General features: G+C 31.5%; 15 protein-coding genes. 8 read left to right on the top strand and 7 right to left on the bottom strand.

The window, feature by feature from the left end; genetic code table 11:
- Positions 1-32 precede the first annotated feature (32 nt).
- Positions 33-1,142, top strand: a complete 1,110-nt coding sequence (locus N4A42_RS05665; RefSeq protein ID WP_294071148.1) for a hypothetical protein — start codon at positions 33-35, stop codon at positions 1,140-1,142.
- A 53-nt stretch (positions 1,143-1,195) separates the two neighbouring features.
- Here N4A42_RS05665 and N4A42_RS05660 read toward each other — a convergent pair whose 3' ends face one another.
- Positions 1,196-3,601 (bottom strand): outer membrane beta-barrel family protein, encoded by a 2,406-nt coding sequence (locus N4A42_RS05660; RefSeq protein ID WP_294071145.1) that lies wholly within the window; start codon positions 3,599-3,601, stop codon positions 1,196-1,198.
- A gap of 310 nt (positions 3,602-3,911) precedes the next feature.
- On the opposite strand from N4A42_RS05660, the gene lepA reads away from it, so the two are divergent.
- The gene (lepA, locus tag N4A42_RS05655; protein WP_294071142.1) at positions 3,912-5,708 is read left to right on the top strand and encodes a translation elongation factor 4; all 1,797 of its coding nucleotides are present in this window, start codon (positions 3,912-3,914) and stop codon (positions 5,706-5,708) included.
- Positions 5,709-5,727: 19 nt separating this feature from the next.
- Here lepA and N4A42_RS05650 read toward each other — a convergent pair whose 3' ends face one another.
- The gene (locus tag N4A42_RS05650; protein WP_294071140.1) at positions 5,728-6,765 is read right to left on the bottom strand and encodes a DUF3137 domain-containing protein; all 1,038 of its coding nucleotides are present in this window, start codon (positions 6,763-6,765) and stop codon (positions 5,728-5,730) included.
- A 35-nt stretch (positions 6,766-6,800) separates the two neighbouring features.
- Complete coding sequence (locus N4A42_RS05645) at positions 6,801-8,642, bottom strand: sodium:proton antiporter (RefSeq protein ID WP_294071138.1); 1,842 nt, start codon at positions 8,640-8,642, stop codon at positions 6,801-6,803.
- 126 nt (positions 8,643-8,768) lie between these two features.
- Here N4A42_RS05645 and N4A42_RS05640 point away from each other — a divergent pair, with 126 nt between their 5' ends.
- The 6 genes from N4A42_RS05640 (at position 8,769) to N4A42_RS05615 (ending at position 17,272) form a co-directional block, all read left to right on the top strand.
- A complete protein-coding gene (locus tag N4A42_RS05640) occupies positions 8,769-9,617 on the top strand; it encodes a universal stress protein (protein ID WP_294071135.1) in 849 nt (282 codons plus the stop codon).
- Positions 9,614-11,833 carry a SulP family inorganic anion transporter gene (locus N4A42_RS05635; RefSeq protein ID WP_294071133.1) on the top strand — a complete coding sequence of 740 codons (2,220 nt, stop codon included), beginning with the start codon at positions 9,614-9,616 and terminating at the stop codon, positions 11,831-11,833. Before N4A42_RS05640 ends, N4A42_RS05635 begins: the two co-directional genes overlap by 4 nt.
- A gap of 187 nt (positions 11,834-12,020) precedes the next feature.
- Positions 12,021-12,881, top strand: coding sequence for an MBL fold metallo-hydrolase (locus N4A42_RS05630; RefSeq protein WP_294071131.1), 861 nt, complete (start codon positions 12,021-12,023; stop codon positions 12,879-12,881).
- A gap of 22 nt (positions 12,882-12,903) precedes the next feature.
- The gene (locus N4A42_RS05625; protein WP_294071258.1) at positions 12,904-14,511 is read left to right on the top strand and encodes a S8 family peptidase; all 1,608 of its coding nucleotides are present in this window, start codon (positions 12,904-12,906) and stop codon (positions 14,509-14,511) included.
- A gap of 87 nt (positions 14,512-14,598) precedes the next feature.
- Positions 14,599-16,404, top strand: coding sequence for a M1 family metallopeptidase (locus N4A42_RS05620; RefSeq protein ID WP_294071128.1), 1,806 nt, complete (start codon positions 14,599-14,601; stop codon positions 16,402-16,404).
- Positions 16,405-16,408: 4 nt separating this feature from the next.
- Positions 16,409-17,272 carry a hypothetical protein gene (locus tag N4A42_RS05615; protein WP_294071126.1) on the top strand — a complete coding sequence of 288 codons (864 nt, stop codon included), beginning with the start codon at positions 16,409-16,411 and terminating at the stop codon, positions 17,270-17,272.
- Between the two features lie 132 nt (positions 17,273-17,404).
- On the opposite strand, the gene N4A42_RS05610 is transcribed toward N4A42_RS05615, so the two are convergent.
- The 4 genes from N4A42_RS05610 to N4A42_RS05595 form a co-directional block, all read right to left on the bottom strand.
- Positions 17,405-17,968, bottom strand: coding sequence for an alkylphosphonate utilization protein (locus N4A42_RS05610; protein ID WP_294071124.1), 564 nt, complete (start codon positions 17,966-17,968; stop codon positions 17,405-17,407).
- 135 nt (positions 17,969-18,103) lie between these two features.
- Positions 18,104-19,294 (bottom strand): succinylglutamate desuccinylase/aspartoacylase family protein, encoded by a 1,191-nt coding sequence (locus N4A42_RS05605; RefSeq protein WP_294071121.1) that lies wholly within the window; start codon positions 19,292-19,294, stop codon positions 18,104-18,106.
- Between the two features lie 3 nt (positions 19,295-19,297).
- Positions 19,298-21,142 carry a CBS domain-containing protein gene (locus N4A42_RS05600; protein ID WP_294071119.1) on the bottom strand — a complete coding sequence of 615 codons (1,845 nt, stop codon included), beginning with the start codon at positions 21,140-21,142 and terminating at the stop codon, positions 19,298-19,300.
- A 70-nt stretch (positions 21,143-21,212) separates the two neighbouring features.
- Positions 21,213-21,800 (bottom strand): hypothetical protein, encoded by a 588-nt coding sequence (locus N4A42_RS05595; protein WP_294071117.1) that lies wholly within the window; start codon positions 21,798-21,800, stop codon positions 21,213-21,215.
- Positions 21,801-21,934: the final 134 nt, after the last annotated feature.

Here is a 21,934-nt window from a genome sequence, read left to right as displayed (position 1 = left end):
TTTGCAAAATTAGGTATTAATAACCATTTATTATGAACAGATTAGCAGTTATCTTTACTATTTGTCTTACAATTTTTTCATGTAAAAATGAAAAGAATGATTCTACAACCACAGATGCATATTCAGGTGCAACAAAAATGTCAGATTCTTTAATCTATCCTGAAGAAACCAATTTTAAATCTTTACGACAAGTTACTTTTGGTGGCGATAATGCTGAAGCATATTGGAGTTTTGATGATAAACAACTTGTTTTTCAATCTAACAACAAAAAATGGGGAGTAAATTGTGATCAGATGTTTTTAATGAATGCTGATGAAACACTAAATGATAGTATTGCACCACCTATGGTAAGTACAGGGAAAGGACGTACAACCTGCTCTTATTTTCTACCAGACAATAAGCATGTTATTTATGCCTCTACACATTTAAGCGATGACAAATGCCCTGAAGTTCCTCTTAAAGAAAACGGAAAATACATTTGGCCTATTTATGATAGTTATGACATTTTTATAGCTGATTTAGAAGGTAATATTGTAAAGCAATTAACACATGAGGATGGTTACGATGCAGAACCTACAGTTTCTCCTAAAGGTGATAAAATAGTCTTTACCTCTACCAGAAGTGGTGACCTAGAGCTTTACACCATGAATCTTGATGGTACTGACGTAAAACAAATTACTGATGAATTAGGTTATGATGGTGGAGCATTCTTTTCGCCAGATGGAACTAAGTTAATTTTTAGATCTTCTCGTCCAAAAACAGAAAAAGAAATAAAAGAATACAAAGATTTATTAGCGCGAGGTTTGGTAGAACCTAGTGATATGGAATTATTTATTTGTAATGCGGATGGTAGCGATATGAGACAGTTAACACATTTAGGTAAGGCCAATTGGAGTCCGTTTTTTCACCCAAGTGGTGAAAAGGTCTTATTTTCTTCAAATTTTGAAAGTGAAATTGGCTTCCCTTTTAACCTTTATATGATTGATATCGATGGTAAAAATGTGAAACGAGTAACACATGGTAATACTTTTGAAGCTTTCCCTGTATTTTCTAATGATGGTAAACACTTGATTTTTTCATCTAATCGACATAATGGAGGTACAAGAGACACCAATTTATTTATTGCAGAATGGCAAGATTAATAATTTAATATGCTGAACGCCTTATATAGAAAGATATTCAGCATATTTAAAATCTAATCTAAATCTTTTAATCTATCTCTACTTTCTTCGCTTGTTGTGCGTTCGTTAGTATTTAGCCTAGTGTTTCCAAATTTGTAACGGAAACCTATTTTAACAAAACGGTTATCACTATCTACAAAACTAGAACTTGACTGATTTAAATATCTAAGAGAAGAATCTGTATCTTGGAAATTAAATATATCATCTATTGCTAAAGAGATAACTCCTCTTTTATTTAAAATAGATTTAGTAATACTTAACTCTGAAAACAATCGATTTTCTACAGTTTGTAATTGCTGTATGTTTTTACCAACCCAAGTAAGCGTTAGGTTTACATTTAAACTTTTATCTTCAAGGAACGAAACATTATTTTGTAAAACACTATAGTTAGACCATTGGTTTAACTCTACAAAATCGTTTCCAAAATTAACCTCCTCTTTAAAGTTATAAAATGAAGTAATGAAATTAAGATTCCAATTATCTAGAGGGTAATAATCAAAAGTAAAATCAAAGCCATAATCTACTTTTTTATCTAAGTTAGTTGGTGTAAAAGCGATAATGTTTGTTTCATTATCTTGCCTTGGCAATTCTACGATATCACCATCATAATTTATATAATAAGCTTCTATTGTAAAATGCTTTAAAAAACTAACACCTATTTTGTAATGGTCTCTGTAAGTTGGAACCAAGTTAGGGTTACCAAGCACTTGAGTATTCTCATTTAGAAAAAATGTAAAAGGATTTAAATCTGTATAGCTTGGCCTAGCAATACTTCTTTTATAACTTCCATAAACATCTAAATCATCAGAAATTTCATGAGACAAACTTGCGTTAGGAAACCATTTTAAATAATCTTGCTTATTTACTTCATTTAGCGAGATAGATTCCCCTTTTATATTAGTTTGTTCGGCTCTTACACCTAAATTAAAATCCCAATTACCCAAAGACAAATTATAGTTTGCATAAGCAGCTAATACGTTTTCATCATAATTAAAGGCATCTGAGTTATCACTATTTATGATTTCTTCATCATTTATAATATCTACTCGTGTAATATCGCTTTCGGTATTTACATTAGAGTATTTTATACCTGCATCAAAGCCAGAATAATCATCAATTGGCATACTGTAATCAATTTTGCTTGTAATGATTCTTGTATCTTGATTAGCTAAAGTATTAAACTCTGAATCATCAGCATCTAACACCTCGTCCTGAAACACACTTTGGTCGCGCTTATAGTCGTAAACTGTATAATGCGTGTTAAATGTAAGGCTAGACTTATTTCTAAATTCGTGTCTTAATAATATATCTGTACCAAGATTAAACTTATCATCTCTAGATAAATTATCAGCAGTAAAGCTTGAATCATAATTTTGATTAGCATCAAAAATATCTGTTTGGTTTTTTATTTTGTATTTAAAATAAGGCATTAATAAGCCTGTACTGGTAAAGCTTAATGTAGTTTTATCATCAATATAATAATCAAAATTAAGATTAAGGTTGTGCGTAGTAGACCATGTGTTTCTGTTAACATTAGATTTCCATATTTGATCTATTTCATTATTACTGTCTAAAAAATTAACCACATCATCTTGGTCTCTATTAATCTTCTTATTTGTGTAACTATAATTTAAGTTTATATTGATTTTATCATTTTTAAAATAATGACTTGTTCCTGCATTATATCTAGGAAACACGCCTTGCGTGTAATTTGTAAATACTGTGCCTCTGTAACCTGTTATAATGTTTTTACTCATTATAATATTAATAACAGAACCACTATCTGCATCAAAACTTGCTGGTGGATTAGTAATTACCTCAACAGATTTTATACTATTGGCTGGCGCACTTTCTAAAAGTTGCATTAGCTCTTCTGATGTTAACTGAACTTTGCGGTTATTAATATAAACTGCTGCCGGTGCACTTTTAATATTAATTGCGCCTTCGCTCACTATAACTCCTGGTGTGCTTTTTAAAACTCCAAGTGTACTACCTTCTACTAAAGCGGTATTTTCAACATTAAACACCAATCGGTCTGGCTTACGAGTTATTGTCGGTTTTTTGGCAACAACAGTAACTTCATCTAAATTTTCTGATGTTTCTTTTAATATTATGGTTTTTAAATCTAGATTTCCGTTAAGGATAATTTTCTGTTCAAAGTCTTCTAAGCCTACAAAGCTTATTTTAATAAAATACGTGTCTTCAGGTAAATTAACCAAGTTAAAATATCCGTTATCATCTGTAGAAGTTCCTATTAAAAAGTTTTTTTCTTCACCTTGTAAAAGAATTACATTGGCTAATTCTATAGGAGTGTTTCCAGCATCTACCACTTTACCTAAAATGGAAAAATTCTGAGCAAAAGCATTTAGAGATAGCACAAAAAGAATTGCGCTCATACAAGAACGTAAGTTAATAGTCATTTAAGCTTGGTTTAATCGGCAATATAAAAATAGTTTTTTAATTTATGTTGCGGTTTTTCCACAGTTTATTAAAAGTTAAAGCACTATAAATCAACCCTTTTTTATTAAATAAATTGCAAAATCAAAAAAAGAAAAATATTCCTTAACTCTATACATCACAATTAACACCTATATTTTAAGTAATCTCGTTTAAGATCAAATAAAACAAATAGCAATTACCTATCTTCTAACAGCGTGTAAATAACATGGTTTTATTAACTTAAAAATTCATGTACTTTTGCATACTTAATGTTGCCTTAGAAAAAGAGAGATGAAGAACATTCGCAATTTTTGCATTATTGCACATATAGATCACGGAAAGAGTACACTCGCTGACCGATTGTTAGATTTTACAGGTTCTGTTACTGATAGAGAAAAACAAGACCAGCTTCTAGACAATATGGATTTGGAGCGTGAGCGTGGTATTACCATTAAATCTCATGCTATACAGATGGAATATACCTATAAAGGTGAACAATATATTCTAAACCTTATTGATACTCCTGGTCACGTAGATTTTTCTTATGAGGTTTCTCGCTCTATTGCAGCTTGTGAAGGTGCTTTATTAATTGTTGATGCTGCGCAAAGTATACAAGCACAAACTATTTCAAATCTATATCTGGCATTAGATAATGACTTGGAAATAATTCCTGTGTTAAACAAAATTGATTTACCAAGTGCTAATCCAGAAGAAGTTACAGACGATATTGTTGACTTGTTAGGGTGTGATCCTTCTGAAGTTATTCCTGCCAGTGGAAAAACTGGTTTAGGTGTTGAAGATATTTTATCTGCAATTATAGAACGTGTTCCTGCGCCAGAAGGTAATCTAGACGAGCCTTTACAAGCCTTAATTTTCGACTCTGTTTACAATCCTTTTAGAGGTGTTGAAACTTACTTTAGAGTAATCAATGGCTCTATTAAAAAAGGGCAAAACATTAAGTTTATTGCTACTGGTAAAACCTATTTTGCTGATGAAGTAGGTACTTTAAAACTTACTCAAGTAAAAAAGCAAGAAATTAAAGCTGGTGATGTGGGTTATTTAATTACAGGAATTAAAGACGCTCGCGAAGTAAAAGTTGGTGACACCATTACAGATGCTAAAACACCAACTACAAATGCAATCGATGGTTTTGAAGACGTAAAACCTATGGTATTTGCTGGTATTTACCCTGTTGATACTGAAGATTACGAAGAGCTTCGTGCTTCTATGGAAAAGCTTCAACTTAATGATGCATCATTAGTTTTTGCACCAGAGAGCTCTGCTGCTTTAGGATTTGGTTTCCGTTGTGGATTCTTAGGAATGTTACATTTAGAAATTATTCAGGAGCGATTAGAACGTGAGTTTGATATGACTGTTATTACAACAGTACCTAACGTTAGCTATCATGCCTTTACCAATAAAAATCCAGATGAAATTGTTATCGTAAACAATCCATCAGATTTACCAGAGCCATCCACTTTAAACCGAGTTGAAGAACCTTACATTAAAGCCACAATCATTACAAAATCTGATTTTGTTGGACCAGTAATGAGTCTTTGTATAGAAAAACGTGGTCAAATTACCAATCAAACCTATTTAACCACAGAACGTGTTGAGCTTAGTTTTGATATGCCTCTTGCTGAAATAGTATTTGATTTTTATGACAGATTAAAGACCGTTTCTAAAGGTTATGCATCGTTTGATTATTCGCCAATTGGTATGCGAGCTTCTAAATTAGTTCGTGTTGATATTTTACTGAATGCTCAAACTGTAGATGCGCTTTCTGCTTTAGTACATACAGATAATGCTTATACTATTGGTAAAAAGATGACCGAAAAATTAAAAGAGCTTATACCAAGACAACAGTTTGATATTCCTGTACAAGCTGCTATTGGAGCAAAGATTATTGCTAGAGAAACCATTAAAGCGCTTCGTAAAGATGTTACAGCCAAGTGTTATGGTGGTGATATTTCGCGTAAACGTAAACTTCTTGAAAAGCAGAAAAAAGGTAAAAAACGTATGCGCCAAGTTGGTAATGTAGAAATTCCACAACAGGCATTTATGGCTGTTTTAAAGCTAAACGATTAAGCTATTCTGTGATTCATTATTAAATTTGCTGTTGAATTGCTTTTATAGTGTTTTCAAATGCATTAAAGGCTTTTAAGTAAGGCATAAAAAAACGAGAATCGGTAACTTTATTATCAATTGTAAAACTTAAATTGGTTGTTTTGTTAGGAACTGTAATGTGCATTTTTCCATCAATAAATGATACCACTGACTTCATGTTTCCTTTTAAGTATATAGAGTTTAATGTTGAAATAATAGATGAATCTAACAATTGCTTTTCAAGCCTTTCATCCGTGCAAAAAAGCTTATAATTGTTTGCTAATCCTGCTTTTGCTGCTTTAACTTCACTTATTGGATTGCCAAATGATTCTTTTGAAAATCTATTAATTTTACTCAGGTATTCATTAGGAATTATTAGAAAATTTCCTTTAAATTCACTTTTAAATTCAGCACACATAAAAAGCCCTTTGTAAAAAATAATTTCGTCTCTTATAATGCCAAAAATAGGAAGGTCATCATCCTCTTGTGTTGTCGTCATTATTCCTCTTATTATAAATAATGGTAGTAATAGTATAGATAACAAACAACCTCCCACAGTTTTTGAGTAATTAATTACATCTTTGTAAAATTTTATTTCGGTAAATGTTATTGAAATATCATCTATTGAACCCGAAACGGTATCTTCACCCACAATGTATTTAGCATCTCTTATAAACTTTTTATTAAATAAACCACTTTGTTTTATCGTTTCAATATTTAAATCGTAGAGGCTATATTTTAAGTTTGAGTTTATGGATTCAAAAATGCTTTGCATAACATTTTGCTTCACATTACTTCTATATATTTTCTTTGGTGCCGGAATAATACCTGTTAAAATACAGACTGATCCCGAAACGATAAGATAGACTAAAAGTGGAGGGAAAATTAATATCACAAAAAGCATTACAACACTAGATGCTTTTGCTATATGAAAAATAGGCAAAATAAAAATCTTATAGGCTTTGTGTAAAATGTAAAGTCTTTTGCGCTTACTTTCTAGAGACTTTGCTTCCTTGTCTAAATTTAGGTTTTCTAACATAGCTATTTACAAATGCTGTAACAAAAAAAATACAACTAGTTAACAACTTCTAGTTTCTGCCCTAAATACACCAATTTACTCTTAGCATCAATTTCCTTTTCTACATCGTCATCTAAAGAAGGAATAACATGTATAACATTTTTACTTGTTTTTAAAAACAATGGAACCTGTGCTTTATTAGCTTTTATGTTATCTAATGCGGTATTATAAGATTCTAAATCTTTTACGGAAATCTCTTGTATATCAGGATAATCCTCTATAACATCCATAAGGTTATTAAAATCGTCTGACATGGTAAAAAAGCCGTTTTCGTTAGATAATGCTCCATTTTCTAATTCAGACTTAGACGCCAATCTAAACGATCCGTTTTCACCAAATTGAGTACTAAATTTTTCTACAGCATAACGATTAATTTCGGCATTTCCTGTAAGTGCTATTAAATAACCTATGTCGTTAAACTCAACATTATCTTTAAGTGTATCAGAATATATATTTTCTGTATGCGCCTCTATACCCTCTAGTTGCGCTGCTTTAACATTATCTGGGTTACTGTCTACCAAAACTACATGCCTACCATTATCTATAAGGTATTGCGCAACCAAACGAGATACTTTAGATGCTCCAATAATTAAAATACCTTCTGACTTTGTTAAAAATACACCTGAAATTTTTGCAAACAATCTTGCTGTAGTTGCATTAAGCAATACTGTACCTAATACAATCATAAACACTAATGGTGTTATGTACTCAGCACCAACCACATTTTCAGCCATTAGTTTACTTCCAAATAATGAAGCAATACCTGCAGCTACAATACCTCTTGGTCCTACCCAACTAATAAATAATTTTTCATTAAGTTTTAAAGAAGACTTATAGGTACTTAAAAAAACACCCAATGGTCTAATAATAAATACAACTATTGAAAATAAAGCCAAAGTTTTCCAATTTGCCAGAAGCATTAAATTATCCATATCTATGTTAGCTGACAACAAAATGAACAGTACAGAGATTAGTAAAACGCTTAGAGACTCTTTAAAATAAAGCAACTCTTTAAGGTAAGGCGCATTTTTATTACCTAATACCATACCCATAATTACTACAGATAACAAACCCGATTCGTGAGCAAAACTATCTGATAGTACAAAAACACCAAGTACAGCAGCAAGTGCAAAAACATTCATTAAATAATGAGGAATCAATTTTTTGTTAATCAAAAAATCTAAAGCATGTGCAAATGCAAATCCAAAAGTTGAACCGAAAAGAATAATTTTACCAAACTCTACTAAAGCGGTTTTGGTAAATCCGCCTCCACCTCCAACAAAAATAAATTCAAATACCAATACAGCCACTAAAGCACCTATAGGATCTATAAGAATCCCTTCCCATTTTAAAACTGCCGACACATCGCGTTTCAATGGAATATTTCTTAAAATTGGCGTAATTACAGTAGGTCCTGTAACAATGATAAGCGCAGAAAACAAAAATGCTAATTCCCACTCTAAACCAAAACAATAGTTTACAGCAAATGCTGCAGCAAAAAAAGTAACTAAAGAACCAAGTGTAATTAACTTTGTAATCACAGGTCCTACATTCTTTATTTCACTCATTTTAAGTGTTAATCCACCTTCAAAAAGAATGATACTTATAGCAAGTGAAACAAAATAGTACAAACCTTCTCCTGGAAAAAGTCCTTTACCTTGTGCTTCGTTCCAAACGGGTTCTATCCACTTAGTACCATCTTCGCTTAAAAATTCTGCAGCAATTGGCCCAACTAATAATCCTATAAGTATTAATGGTAAAATTGCTGGAATCTTAAATTTCCAAGCAACCCATTGCGCTAATATTCCGAGTATAATAATACCTGACAACTCTAACATTGGCTCTCTTTTTTTGTGAAAATACTAAATATTAAGGATTTTAAACGTGTCTTAACTTTATTACACATCAAATTTTTAAAAAAGTACTATCTTTCGCGGCTCACAATTAAACTAATAGCATACAAATTGTCTTTGAAGCCTTTCAGCACCATAGGAATTGGTGTTACTTTTTCTCCAAATCTACGAGCTAATATCTATGAAGCTGCAAGATTATCTATTGCTTTTAAGGCAAAATTAGTTTTAATACATGTAGGTGAAAATTCTGTAGAAAAACAAGATAAATTTCACACTATTCTAGAACCATTTATAAATGATAATCTGGATTTTGAAATTGTATTTAAATCTGGAAATCCGGTAGATGTTATTCTTTCTATTTCAAAAGAAAAACAAATAGATCTTTTAATACTAGGTGCACTTCAAAGAGAAAACTTTGTAAAATACTATGTTGGGTCTATTGCTCGAAAAATTACTCGTAAAGCTGAATGTTCTGTTCTGCTTCTCATTAAGCCATCTGTAGACCAAGTACCATGTGAGCATATTGTTGTAAATGGCTTAAAAGATCCTAAAACTGAACAAACAATTGCTTCAGCATTTTATGTAGCCAAAGCCATAAGCTCTGATAAAATAACTATAGTAGAAGAAATTACACAAGAAGAACTTGCTGTAAAAATTGATGATGATAAATCTTTAAGAAAGGCTAATATTGCTAAAGAGCGTATTCGTTTACGAGAAAACTCGAGAGTAAAAAATATTATAGAAAATATTCCGAAACAATACACTAATGATGTCGCCATTAAATCTCAGGCTATTTTTGGTAAAAAAGGGTATTCTATTGGGCATTATGCACAAATTGTAAGAGCAGACCTTTTGGTAATGAATGCGCCAAGCAAAATGACATTTTGGGATCGCCTTTTTCCTCATGATATTGAACATATACTTACAGAATTACCAACCGATGTTTTAATTATTCAATGAGTTCTACAAATAGCAACATAAAAACCTTTTTTAAAGCTTTACCACAAAATATATTTTCTGGTTTTGTAGTAAGTCTTATTGCTTTGCCTTTAGGATTAGGGCTTGCTATGGCAAGTGAAGCTCCTCCAATTGCTGGAATTATTGCTGCTGTTGTTGGTGGTATTGTTGTTTCTATTTTTGGAGGTAGCCATGTAACTATAGCAGGACCTGGAAACGGATTGGTTGGCGTGTTATTAGTTGCCATTACCACACTAGGTTTAGAAAGTGCATATGCAGCAATTATATGCTCTGGTGTTTTATTAGCTATTTTAGGGTTTTTACGATTAGGAAAATTAGCAGACTTTTTTCCATCTTCGGCTATACAAGGTATGTTAGCTGCTATTGGGCTTATAATACTCGGAAAACAGTTTCATATTATGTTGGCTCATAAGATAAAACGCGAAGACACCTTAGATTACCTTATAGAAATTCCATACACTATTAATGATGCTATTCATTACAACAACGAAGGGTTAATTTATGCTGCTGGCGCAGGTGTTTTAAGCTTAGCAATTATGATATTTTATCCAAAAATCAGGAATAAATATTTACAGTTTATACCAGCACCTATGTGGATTGTAATTCTATCGATAGCTTTTAGTTATTATTTTGAGTTAGTGGCTCATGAAGCTAATCCTATAGATAAGCTATACATGATTTCTGGTATTCCAGAGTTTAATGATATCATTGCGCAATTACCAACTGTAGATTTTAGTAAAACAGGCTCGTTTCCGTTTTGGTCTAGTGTATTAGCGTTAACTTTAATTGCCAGTATAGAATCGTTGTTAAGCATTAAAGCAGTAGATAAATTAGATCCAAAAAAAAGACGATCTAACGTAAATTTAGATTTAAAGGCACTTGGTTTAGCAACCGTAGGAAGTGGTTTCTTAGGAGGTCTGAATGTAGTTACTGTAATTGCCAGAAGCTCTGTAAATGTTAATAACAATGGTAGTAACAGATCTTCTAATTTTTTTCATGCTACTTTTTTGGTAATTTTTATTGTGCTTTTTAGCTCGCAACTAACCAGAATTCCGTTGCCAGCCTTAATGGCTATTTTAGTATTTACAGGATACAGACTTGCATCGCCTGTAACTATAAAGAAAATATTATCCATAGGTAAAGAACAGATAATTATCTTTTTTGTAACGCTTTTTGTAACACTCAAAGTTGGGTTAATAACAGGTATTGTTTCGGGTGTTTTAACTACCTTTTTATTGCACATCATTATTACTAAAAATGCAGCTCTATTTTTAAGAAATGTACTAAAGCCTAATGTGCTTATGTTTAGAGAGCAAGATAATGGAGTTTACTATGTAAGTGTAAAACATTTTTGTAGCTTTTTAAACTACTATAAACTTAAAGAGAAGCTTAATGCAATTCCAGAAAACAGTGATGTTGTTGTTGATTTTTCAATGTGCGAATTTGTAGATCATACTGTAATGGAAAATCTAAACAATTACACAGAGCTTTTTACTAAAAGAGATGGCCATTTTGATGTGGTAGGTTTAGATTTACACGATACTAAATCTGAGCATCCTTTTGCTTTAAGACGTATGCTTCCTGTTCCAAATATCATTAAAAACGGACTCACAAAACGCCAAAATAACATTGAAGAATTAGCTAGAAATTATGATTTAAATTATGATTTTAAAAAAGAAAAAGAAACTCATTTTTTAGATAAGTTTCATTTCTTTAGAACCAAATCTATTCATCATATTTATAACAAATTATCTTCAAAAAACAATACCCTTTCAATTTTTGATATTGAGTTTTCTGAAGGTGAGTTTATTGCAAAAGAAACCGTAAGAAATACGATGATGCATATAACGCTTCAAGATCAAATTCCAGAATTTACATTAGACAAAGAAGGGTTTTTAGAAAAAATGTATGCTTTTGCTGGTTTTAAGGACATTCCTTTACAAGAACATTCAGATTTTAATAAACGCTTTTATTTATTAGGAGAAAATGAAGCTGAGATAAGTGCTTTTTTTAACAGTGATATTATTCACTTTTTAGAAAGCAACCCATACTATCACATAGAATCTAATGGAACTTCTCTTATTGTGTTTAGTAAAGAACGTTTGGCTAGTACTAAAGAAATTAAAGTTCTTTTAGATTTTGGCAAACGCTTAAAGAATGTTATTTCTCAATTTTCTACTGTAAGTATTATGGCATAAAAAACTAATAAATACTTCTTTATAAAGAAACAGGTTAGGTGAACAATAGTCTATATCTATTAAATTATCATATCTTGCAAAAATTAAATAGGTGAACCTCTTATTAAAGGTTTGGTAAGACCAATATAATCACCTACAAGAAATAAAATGATTAAATATCAAGAGTAGTTAACCTAAATTTAAACGTGTGAAATTATATCCTATAAATGCTGGAAACTTTAAGCTAGATGGTGGAGCAATGTTTGGTGTTGTACCAAAATCATTGTGGCAACGCACTAATCCTGCAGACAACAATAATATGATTGATATTGCGGCACGTTGTTTGCTTATTGAAGATGGTAATCGATTAATTTTAGTCGATACAGGAATGGGAGATAAACAAAGTGATAAATTTTATGGCTATTATTTTCTTTGGGGAGATGATACTATAGATAAATCACTAGCGATGCATGGCTTTTATAGAGATGATATAACCGATGTGTTTATGACACATTTACATTTTGATCATTGTGGTGGTAGCATTCAATGGAATAAAGACAAAACAGGTTACGAGCCTGCTTTTAAGAATGCTAACTTTTGGAGTAATGAAGCGCATTGGAAATGGGCAACAGAGCCAAACCGAAGAGAGAAAGCTTCGTTTTTAAAAGAAAACATTTTACCTATGGAAGAAAGTGGACATTTAAAGTTTACAGCACTTCCAGAAAATAAAATTTTAAAAAACTCTAAGTTAGGATTTGATATATTTTATGCTGATGGACACACCGACAAACAAATGGTTCCAATGATAAATTATAATGGTAAAACCATTTGTTTTATGGCAGATTTATTACCAACAGCTGGCCATTTACCATTACCTTTTGTTATGGGTTATGATACAAGACCTTTATTAACCTTAGACGAGAAAGAATTGTTTTTAAATATGGCAGCAGACAATAACTTTTATCTCTTTTTAGAGCACGATGCGCATAATGAGATTATAACCGTAAAACATACCGAAAAAGGTGTTCGTTTAAATGAAACCTTTTCGTGTAACGATATATTTAATTAAAAACTATTGAATACTTTATATGATGAAAATGAATTATAAACCCCTTGTTTATTTAGGACTAACAGCTAGCTTATTTGTAGGCTGTGGAAGTACTGCAGATATTATATCTACTCCTGCAGAAAATATTGACACCTCACCTTTAAAAGTTTCTGAATTGACGGAGGCAGAGAAGAAAAATTGGGGTCATTTAGATTTAGAAAGAGATACAATTCCAGGAATGGCAGTAGATAGAGCTTATTCTGAAATTATTAAAGGAAAAAAAGGAACCAAAGTAATTGTTGCCGTTATTGATAGTGGTATTGATATTGACCACGAAGATTTAGACGACGTCATCTGGACCAATAAAGACGAAATACCAAACAATGGTATAGATGATGATAAAAATGGTTACATAGATGATATTCATGGTTGGAATTTCTTAGGCGATGCTTACGATGAGCAGTTAGAATATGTACGTATGATTGCTGCAAAAGATACCTCAAACCCTAGATATCAAGAAGCAGTAGATTTACAAGCAGAGGAACACAAAAAATGGATGGGTCGTAAAACACAATACGATCAAATTTATCAACGTGTTGTTTCAGCTGATGAAACCTTAGCAAAGGCTACAGGTAAAAAAGATTACACAAAAGAAGATGTTAATGCTATAAAATCTGAAGACGAAGCCGTAAAAGAAGCTGTTGGAGTAGCTCAATATATGTATGGTAATGGCATTACATCTATGACAGAAGCGAAAAAAGAAATCAATAATGCTTTAGAGTCTATCAACGAACGTTTAAACTATTATTACAATATTAATTTTTCTGGTAGAACTACTAAGGATGATATCAATGACTTATCTGATACTGGCTACGGAAATGGTAATGTAAAACACGTTAAAAAATCTGAATCTCATGGTACACACGTTGCTGGTATTATTGCAGCAGAACGTAATAATGGTTTAGGTGCAAATGGTGTTGCTAATAATGTAGAGATTATGGCAATACGTGTAGTACCTAATGGAGATGAGTACGATAAAGATGTGGCACTATCTATTCGTTATGCAGTAGATAATGGAGCAAAAGTTATTAATGGAAGTTTTGGTAAATCATTTTCACCACATTCTGATTGGGTAAGAGATGCTATAAAATACGCTTCAGATAACGATGTGGTATTTGTACATGCAGCAGGAAACGATAGCAACAATATTGATGTTGAACCAAATTTCCCAGATGATAATGTAAATTTTGTTGAAGTTTCTAATACTTACATCAGAGTAGGTTCTTTAACCTCTAAATACGGCTCTAAAATGGTGTCTGGTTTTTCTAACTACGGAAATAAAAACGTTGATGTTTTTGCACCTGGATCTCAGATATACTCTACATTCCCAGAAAATGAATACCAAGCGATTAGTGGTACCTCTATGGCTGCTCCTGGTGTTGCTGGTGTTGCTGCTTTAGTGCGTTCACAATACCCTAAATTAACAGCTGCTCAAGTTAAGCAAGTTATCGTTGAATCTGGTTTACCTTTAACTACTAAAGTAGTTGTAGGTGGAGATGCTAACAACGTAAAGCCTTTTTCAGATTTATCTAAATCTGGAAAAATTGTCAATGCTTTCAATGCATTAATCATGGCTTCAAAAATAAAATAAGCCTTAACGGTTTTTTATTATCATAAGGTAACTATTCATTATTTCATACAGAATAGTTACCTTTTTACTTTTAAAATACATTCTTAAATGAAAAAAACACTTTTTTACCTTACGGTTTTTATTATTACCCTATCGTGTAAGGCAACTGAAAAACCATCAGAAAACAAAACAAATCCTCAATACACACACACATCAGGTTATTGGCAGCAACATGTTAATTATACTATGGAGATTGACATGGATGTTAATACATTTCAGTACAAAGGAAAACAGAAATTGATATATACCAACAACTCACCAGATGTCCTTAATCGAGTTTATTATCATTTGTATTTTAATGCTTTTCAACCTGGAAGTGAAATGGATGTACGTTCTAGAACCATAGCAGATCCAAGTCCTAAAATTGGTGATCGCATTAGCAAGCTTCAACCTAATGAAATTGGTTATATAAAGGTGAATTCTTTAAAACAAAATGGCACAACTATTTCTCATGAGACTGTTGGTACTGTTTTAGAAGTAAAGCTAGATAGTCCTATTCAACCAGGTGAAAGTGTCACTTTTGATATGGATTTTGATGCTCAGGTTCCAGTTCAAATTCGTAGATCTGGTAGAAATAATAAAGAAGGTGTTGCGCTATCTATGACACAATGGTATCCTAAATTAGCCGAATACGATGATGAAGGTTGGCATGCAGACCCATATATTGCTAGAGAATTTCATGGTGTTTGGGGAGATTTTGATGTAAAACTAACTATAGATAAAGATTATGTTGTTGGTGGTACTGGTTATGTGCAAAGTGAAACTAAAGCAAAAAAAGGGAAGAAAACCCTACACTTTAAAGCACCAAATGTACATGACTTTACTTGGGCAGCTGATCCAGACTTTATTCATGATACTTTAGAAATGCCTAATGGACCAACCCTACATTTCTATTACAAAAAAGATCTAGAACCTAAATACCTAGAAAACTGGAAGAAATTGCAACCAGATACTGCAAAATTAATCACTTATTTTAATGAAAATATTGGTGAGTATCCATACGACCAATACTCTGTAATACAAGGTGGTGATGGCGGTATGGAATATGCCATGTGTACTTTAATTACAGGACAACGCAAATACGGAAGCCTATTAGGTGTAACTGCACACGAATTGGCTCACACTTGGTTTCAGTTTTTATTAGCAACAAATGAAGCTAAACACGAATGGGTAGATGAAGGATTTACAACTTACATCTCTACATTAGCTGAAAATGAGTTTGGTAGCAGTAAAAATGATAATCCACTTTCTTATCTCTACAAAGGCTACATTGGTTTAGCTAATTCTGGTTACGAGCAACCATTAACAACGCATGCAGATCGTTACACATACAATCAAGTTTACGGAGCAGCAGCTTATAATAAAGGTGCTGTTTTTATAGCGCAATTAAGCTATGTTATTGGTGAAGAAAATCTTAAAAAAACTATTAAAAAATATTTTGAAGATTTTGCATTTAAACATCCTAAGCCTATGGATATTATTAGAACTGCTGAACGAATTACAGATTTTGAACTCGATTGGTATTTTATAGACTTTGCACAAACTACAAATACTATTGATTATGGTGTTAAATCTGTTGAAGGTAAAACTATAACCTTAGAGCGTGTAGGATTAATGCCAATGCCTATAGATCTTTCAGTTACTTATACCGACGGAACTACAGAAGCGTTTTATATTCCACTACAAATGATGCGTGGCGAAAAGCCAACCTCAGCTACTATTATTGGAGATTGGGCTTGGGCAATGCCAACTTATACTTTTAATACTAAAAAAGACGTAAAATCTGTAGAAATTGATGCTTCAAAAAAGATGGCAGATGTAAAACGAGAAAATAATATTTATACTGTAGAATAAACTTATGATTGTTTTTTTCGGGTTAAGATCTGCTCGTATAGAATCTCGTAAAGTAAATGCTAATACAACTTGCGAGCATTGCAATAATGAAAACACATTTATTGCTAGTCTATACGGTAACTATTTTCATGTGTTTTGGATTCCTATTGTTTCAACAGGAAAAGCCATTGTTGTAGAGTGTGCTCATTGTAAAAAAACGTATCACTTACAAGATCTATCCTCTGAAAACCAAATGGCTATTCAAAACGTTTTTGTAGAAAATCCTCCTAAAAAAGCCAGATGGCTAAACCTAGGCTGTTTTGTTTTAGTTGCTGTAACAATTTTATTTGTTTGTCTTACAATCTATGGTATTATCTATGCTAAAACATATGAGGATTCCTATAACGATTATGATTATCAACAAGATGAAACTATGGGAGAATCTAGTGAAGATAGTAATAGTGATTATTATTACGAACCCGAAATACCAAAACCAAGATGGGTTAAAGCACTTAAAAAAGATCTTCTAAATTCTGAATTATATCCTACTGAAGAGAATGAGCCTATAAGTTATGCTTTGTATCAATGTTTAGATCCTGAAACATTAAAATTAGGTAAAGAAGATGTAGGCTATTTTTATAGAATAAAAGGTGATAAAATACTTATCCTTCTTGAAGCTTGGAACCTAAGAAAGCTAAGTGATAAAGAAAAAAATAAGGTTTATTCCAAAATTGATATTTGTTTAGATGACATATTAAAAAACGACAACTATAAACGTTATATAGGCGTGTACGATGAAGATGAGTTAAAGATGCAAAAAACACCAAAAGGAATGGTTAAAGACAGTACTGCTAAAACATCTGAGCTCTTAAAAGAATTTTATGATTAATATCTTTAATAAAAAGAATTCAAATAAAAACTCAATATAGCTTACTTATGTATTGTGATTGAAATTTAAAATTAATTAAAAAAATATCGAGGATTTAAGTCCTCGATATTTTTTTAATTAATTTATAGCAAGCTATATTTTCTTTACATACTGTGTTATAATTACAATTTGTTGACCATCTACCTTACCTTCAATATATTCTGCATTTTCATGGTCTAATCGTATATTTCTTACTGCTGTACCTTGCTTTGCTACCATACTAGATCCTTTTACTTTTAAATCTTTAATAAGTACAACAGCATCACCATGTTCTAATATTACTCCATTAACATCACGATGTATAATCTTATTCTCATCGTCATCACCATCTCCTGAAACTTTTGCAAGTTCTAACACATCATCTTCAATATACATCATACCTAATAAATCTTGTGTCCAGTCTGCATCAATCCTGTGTAACATTCTCCACGCCATTATTTTTACAGCATTATGCTCACTCCACATACTATCATTAAGGCATCTCCAGTGATTTATATCAATGCTATCGCTATCTTCCATTTGCGTTGTACAAACATTACAAGCATATAGTGCTAAATCTTTTACCTCTGGGACTTTGTAAATGGAAAGGTTATCTTCATTTCCACATAATTCACAAGTATTATTACTTCTTTGTTGAAGTGATTTTTCTAAACTCATCTTTAAGATTTATAATGAACAAATATAGGGTTAAGTGTAAACACTTGTTCTTTCAATATGGCTATTTTTTTATTTTGTAAAAACCTTAATTCACCTTTATGATATTTATTGGGTAGAATATTAGAATATAGGGTTTTAATACCATTTTTCGTTCTTATACATCGTTTTTTTAGCTACACGTTCTCTATTATAAAGCAATAAATGTGTTTGGTCTATTTGCTTATTTCTGTAGCCAAATAAATGAAATATAGACTTTGTTAAAAATCGGGCTACGGTTAAGTTGGCTTTTAAAATACCTTCTGCTTTATTATGCCATGTAATACCTGGTAAAAAAGTTAATAAATGATCTGCCTTTGCTTTTCTTAGTAGTTCTGAAAGCTTTAAAAAGAATCTTGGAATGTGTTTTATAATAAAATATCCATCTCTACCAGATTTTTGATACAGCGGCATAAACAATTTTGCAGCATATTTTGAATAAATTGGATTTCCGTTAGAATGAGCAAGTAAAGTACCTTTTTCTATAGATTGAAAACTTACAAAACCTTCAGACATTTTAAAATCTTCATTAGGTTTTATATGATGCTTGTATACAACTTCAAAAATTGAATTCACAGATTTTGAAGCGGTTGTTAATTCATTATTATAACGTTCAGATACTTCATAATTTGGATTTTTTAAATTTCTTGTGTGATTTAGAGCTAAATAAACGAAAGCCTCACAACTTTTGACGGCTTGAGGATCTGTATGCTGGCCAGATTCAAAACCAAGAGACACATAACCCAAGGTGTTTAAATAGCTTAAAAGAGGGCCTTCTAAATATTCTTCAATACCTAAAATCACAGGAATATTAAAACAAGCCGAAAACTTACGGTTAATCATTGCATCATTAATGGTGATAAAAGGCAGTGTTTTACTCGATGTAGTGTGTAGATCTATAAAATAGATTGGGTTGTCTGTAGAGACTAATAGGCCTTTTATAAAGCTAAACAACTCTTTTTGCTCTAACTCTTCGTTATTAAAACTTTTATCCTTTTGTAATTCTTCTAATTGTTGTGAAGTCCATAAACGATTTAAATCTGTATCTATATAGCGCTTATTTTCTTTAAGTGCATTAATATTGCCATATACGCCAAAAACTTCTCCATTAATATCATCTTTACTGAGTTGAGGTAAAATAGTATTTAAGGCTTTTACACCAGCAAATTCATTGCCATGTATACCAGCAAAGAAAACAACTGTTGCTCCATTATGTTTTCCTTTTATATGGTGAAAAATTCTATTTGTGGCTTCTAAGGTTTTTATATGTTCTTGTAAATTCATCTTCATAGTTTAAAAATCACTTGAAGTTAAAATACCCAACAATTCTTTATTTCTAACCACAGGTAGACAATTTATGTTGTTTAATTCCATAAGACTTTTAGCTTCTTTTAAAGGTGTTTCTTGAGATGTTGTAATTAAGTCTTTGGTCATAACATCTTTAACACAAAGGTGAAGATCTTTATTACCAAGTTTTATAAGATCTGTCCAGGTTAATAAACCTGTAAGCTCTTTTTTGTTATTTATAACTGGTAGGTGATGTATATTTTTCCATTTCATTATACTGCTTACCAATTCTAAACTGTCACTTTGATTTACCAATAATATTTTGGTGTTCATATTATGTTTTACAATACGACTAACATCTATCTTTAAATTATCGTCTGGATTAAAAATATCCCATTCATCAACGGTTTTTTCTTCTAATTGATGCTTATACATGTAAGCTGTTATGTTTTGAAGCGCTTCAAAATTTGTTTTGGTCTTTTGAAGATTTCTATAATTATTCACCATCCATTGCGACCCATTATTAGATAGAACTCGTTTTTTAATAATGGTTAAATACTTTGTAATATCCTTAGTGCTAATGTTAGCTTTTTTTAGACCCTCTCTTGCTATTGGTATAAATTCATTTAAAATTAAATCCTTAGCAGATAGTAATTCATTATTCCACCTAAACTGGGTTTCCATACCATAACGTGCTGCTTTAAAGAAATTTTTTTTAATATCCTTAAAGTCCATTTTATCATGAATGTTTTTATAATATTCTGGCTGACCTAACATTAAACCTACCCAAAATACCATATTAGCAATCTCATCGGTTAATGTTGGTCCTGCAGGAATGTAACGACATTCTATCCTTAAATGTGGCTTTCCTCCTCCAACACCATAACATACACGATTCCATTTATAAACAGTACCATTATGTAATTGTAATGCTCTAAGTTTTGGAATTTCTCCTTTGTTTAATTTTTCTAAACTATCATCATGTTCAGTAGAGGTTAACAAGCTTCTAAACCTAGAAATATGATCTCTAAAAATATCTGTTACAGTTCCTTTTTCCCAATCTGCTCCAAAGCTTACTCGCGATTGTTTTTCTTTATGAATAAATGAATTTCTTCTCGTATCTATACTTTGCGTAAATACTGCAATTCTTGTTTCTGCCCATAACTCTCTACCAAATAAAATTGGTGAATTAGCACATACGCTTAATACAGGACCCGAAATTGCTTGTGCCCAATTATACTTATCTACAAATTCATTTGGATGTATCTGCAAATGCATTTGAAAGCTAGTATTACAAGCCTCTAGCATTACACAATCGTGAATTAAGTTTAGTTCATCTACTCCTTTTATGTGAATATTAAAATGTTCTCTACGCGATGATTTTAAAGAATTATTTAAGACATGATATCTAGATCTATCTGTTAAATAATTTTCTGCAATATGCTTTAGCCTTAAGGTTGGTAAAATTCCTGTTAATACAACTTTAGAATCCTTTGTTTTTGCTACTTTTCCTGCTTTTTTAAATAACTCTTTAAGTTGTTGATATAATAAAGAAAAACAGTCTCCTTCTAAGGTTAAAGGATCTGAATTAATTTCTAAGTTATATTTTCCGATTTCAGTAGTAAAATGACTATCATTAATAGCTTCTAAAACCTCAATGTTATTATTATTTGGAAAAAACTGATTGGTTGTTACACAAAACTCTTGTTCTGCGCCAATTCTTATGGGCTCTTTTTCAATCAAATCCTCTTTAAGCATTATATCTAAGGTCTCAAGATCTTTTATAAGATGATGAATGTATAATGCTTTTTCTTTAGGGCTTTTAAGTTGTCTTATATCTAAACGTCCCATAATTACAAATCTGAAATTTGGTTAGTCTTTGTAAGATACTCTAAATAAAAAGGTTAAAATATGATTTTTGTCACTTGAATAGCCTATAGCCCACACCTACATTGTGTGTTGGCTGCTGTATGGTGTTGAGATTTAATCTATAGCTCACAAACCACTTACTTTTTTGATTGTACTGAAGACCAAGACTAATATTGTTAAACTGGGTTATGTTTCCTCCTACTTCAGAGAATAGGTATAGACCACTTCGATAGGTTTTTGGGTGTTCAATGGTTTTGGTTGTTGTAATCTCTCGAGGGACTTTGAGCTTGTATGAGATTTCACTGTCTAAAAGCTTACCCTTAACCAAACTATAACTAAACACATCGATATCATCATTACTTAAGGTATCTCTATACGCTTTTGCTTCGGTGTAACGGTTTTGAATAATGTTCTTGTTTGTGTTTTTGAAAATTTTAGAAACATCTGTGGTATCTACATAAACTGTTTTATAGCTCGTGATCTGAATTTTAAACGTGTCTGTTTTAGTTTGCCAAACCGTGTCTTTAACGATGGATATTTTAGGTGATTCCTTTTGTGGTGCAGTACTACACTGTCGGTTAAAAAAATTCATTAAAACGATTCCTAAAATGATATATAATATGGTTTTTTCGAATTTCATATTTATGGTTTTAAAAATTACGAGACAAAAGAAAGCCTCACTCTCTAACTTATTTTGCTTTCTAAAATTTAATTAGAGAGGTCATTGGCTTTTTAATTTAATAATTATAGAATTAACTTTCTTCTATGATTATT

It is taken from the genome of Winogradskyella sp. (assembly GCF_025210595.1).
Taxonomy (GTDB): domain Bacteria; phylum Bacteroidota; class Bacteroidia; order Flavobacteriales; family Flavobacteriaceae; genus Winogradskyella.
The sequence above is the reverse complement of the archived record's forward strand: the minus strand, read 5'-3'. Positions and strand labels throughout refer to the sequence as shown.